This window comes from Mucilaginibacter sp., from assembly GCF_036383575.1.
Taxonomy (GTDB): Bacteria; Bacteroidota; Bacteroidia; order Sphingobacteriales; family Sphingobacteriaceae; genus Mucilaginibacter.
In genome coordinates, this window is the sequence record NZ_DASVOB010000183.1 from 1 (window position 1) to 2890 (window position 2890).

At 42.6% G+C, this 2890-nt stretch carries 2 protein-coding genes and 1 pseudogene; all 3 read right to left on the reverse strand.

The genetic code is table 11. The features are described from left to right. Positions 1 to 737, reverse strand: a 737-nt coding sequence (locus VF500_RS06670) for a site-2 protease family protein (RefSeq protein ID WP_330858917.1), incomplete at its 3' end; no start/stop codon positions are given. A gap of 19 nt (positions 738 to 756) precedes the next feature. Further along, the gene (locus VF500_RS06675) at positions 757 to 1944 is read right to left on the reverse strand and encodes a 1-deoxy-D-xylulose-5-phosphate reductoisomerase (protein WP_330858918.1); all 1188 of its coding nucleotides are present in this window, start codon (positions 1942 to 1944) and stop codon (positions 757 to 759) included. Positions 1945 to 1950: 6 nt separating this feature from the next. Beyond that, positions 1951 to 2890, reverse strand: a pseudogene (locus VF500_RS06680) (GH3 family domain-containing protein); the annotation flags it as partial.

Consider the following 2890-nt stretch of genomic DNA (forward strand, 5'->3'; position numbering starts at 1 on the left):
ATGCTGTCGCCCTTTTTTAAACCTGCTTTTACCGCATTGCTGCCCGGTTCCAGCGAATCAACGATGAATTTTGCCCGTGGCAGGCGACTGATAAAACCCTCAATATCATGATCGCTAAGATCATTCAAAATAGTGCGCGGAATCTTGATCTGCAGGGTTTGAGTACCGCGTTGTATAGTAAACACTGTATTATCCAATAATACTTGTGGGCTTGTAAGGTCATCAAAACGTTCGAAAGATTTTCCGTTTATAGCGATAACCTTATCGCCAATTTGAAGGCCTATTTTTTTACCAACCTCGCCCGGTACAATACCATATTTTGCTGCCGAATTAGGGATATAGCTATCGCCAAAACGCATGGTTAAAACCCAGAATATTAAAATACCCAATATGATGTTTACCGTAACGCCGCCAAGCATCACGATAAGGCGTTGCCAGGCTGGTTTTGAGCGAAACTCCCATGGTTGCGGAGGGCCCGCCATTTGCTCGGTATCCATCGACTCATCAATCATACCGGCTATTTTAACGTAGCCACCCAGCGGTAACCAGCCAATACCATATTCAACACCTTTATATGTAAATTTAAACAGGCTCACATTCCAGGCATCAAAAAACAGGTAGAATTTTTCTACCTTAATGCCAAAGGCACGTGCAGCCAGGAAATGCCCCAGTTCATGCAGGATTATCAAAATTGAAAGGCCCAGTATAAGCTGGCCCACCATGATCACTATACTCATTATTTATATTTATGTAATATTAAAATTGTAATGCTTTTGAGGGCAATTGCTGTATATAATTTTGCGCAAAGATGCGTGTTTCTTTGTCAGTATTCAAATAGTCGGTTAAGGTAGGGTTTGCAATGAAATTTATTTTCTGCATACACTCCTCAATAATGTTGCTCATAGTTAAAAAGCCAATTTTACGGTCAAGGAAGCCGGCAACCGCCACCTCATTTGCAGCATTGATAATGCATGGCATATTACCTCCCTGTCTCAAAGCAGTATACGCTAAGCTTAGATTACGGAAAGTTTCGAGGTCCGGTTTTTCAAAAGTAAGATTAGGATAATCGGTAAAGCTGAAACGTTTGAAATTGGTTGGAACCCTCTCTGGATAGGTGAGGGCATACTGTATCGGCAGTTTCATATCCGGCACGCCTAATTGCGCTTTGATTGATCCATCTCTGAACTGTACCAGCGAGTGGATGATTGATTGCGGATGAACTATAACCTCAATTTGATCGGCCTCAACACCAAATAACCATTTAGCTTCAATAACCTCAAGCCCCTTATTCATCAACGATGCCGAATCGATAGTGATCTTAGCGCCCATAACCCAATTAGGGTGTTTAAGGGCATCTTCGCGGGTAACGTTGGCTAAAAAGTCGAGGTCACGACCACGGAACGGTCCGCCAGAAGCGGTAATGATCAGTTTTTCTATCGGATTATTTTCCTCACCAACCAGGCACTGGAAAATAGCCGAATGCTCCGAATCAACAGGCAAAATTTTAACCTCATGTTGTTTAGCCAAAGTGGTTACTATGTCTCCGGCAACAACAAGTGTTTCCTTGTTAGCAAGGGCGATGTCTTTTCCCGCTTTAATAGCTGCTATAGTAGGTTCTAAACCGGCAAAGCCAACCATTGCAGTCAACACAACTGCAATTTCGGGATGGGTTACCGTATCTATAATGGCCTGATGACCGGCAAGTACCTGTATCGGTAAATGCGCCAAAGCCTGTTTAACCTCCTGGTATTTACTTTGATCGCAAATAATGGCGTACTCCGGCACAAACTCAATAGCCTGGCTAATCAGCAACTCCGCATTGGAGTGTGCCGTAAGCAAAAATGCCCTGAATAAATTGCTGTTCCACCTTATTACATCAAGTGTTTGTGTACCGATGCTGCCTGTTGAGCCAAGAATGGCAATGTTTTTTACCTGGTTACTCAATTATCTTTATTTTATAAAACTCTTTAATCCTTCGGCTATCTTCCTGTCGTTCGAAAGCCTCGGTACTTTGTTTTGTCCTCCAAGCTTGCCTTCGGCCCTCATGTAATTGATAAAGGCGTCTTTTTGCAGGCTTTGGATTACCAAAGGTTGTAAAATGTTACCTTCAATCAGGTCAAAATAGTAAATATTTTTATTCTGAAGGGCCTTATCTACTTTTATGGCGAAAGCCTGAAGATTAGGAGGAGGGGTCCCAAACTCAACAAACCATTCGTGGTAAGGTAGTTGGCCTGCCGGCGGATTAACCTGCGGGGCAACTGTAAATTCAACTACATCAACACCTTCTTCTTTGGCCACGCTCATTAAAGCATGTTCAACCTCTTCACCTATTACATGCTCGCCAAAGGCAGAGATATAATGCTTGATACGACCCGTAACAATAATACGGTAGGGATCTTTGGAAACAAATTTAATAGTATCGCCTATACTATATCCCCATAGCCCCGCGCTGGTGTTCATGATCAGGACATAGTTTCTATCCAATTCCACATTTTTAATGTTGATGCGGGTTGGATTTTCATTAAAGTATTCTTCGGATGGAATGAACTCGTAGAAGATCCCCGAATCAACTAAAAGAAGCAGACCTTTTTCCTTCTGCGAATCCTGAAAGGCAATAAAGCCTTCGGAAGCGGGATAAGTTTCTATCGAGTCAATCTTAAAACCGATACTTTCTTCCATACGGGCGCGGTACGGTTCATAGTTTACCCCGCCATAAACATAAAGGCTAAAATTTGGAAAAATATCTTTTACCTTTTTACCACCCGCTTTAGCTGAAAGCCTGTCGAAATACATCTGGCACCAGGGTGGGATCCCGCTGATGAGGCGCATATCTTCATTGAAAGTTTCCTCTACAATGGCATCAACCTTTTGTTCCCAATCTTCAATGCAA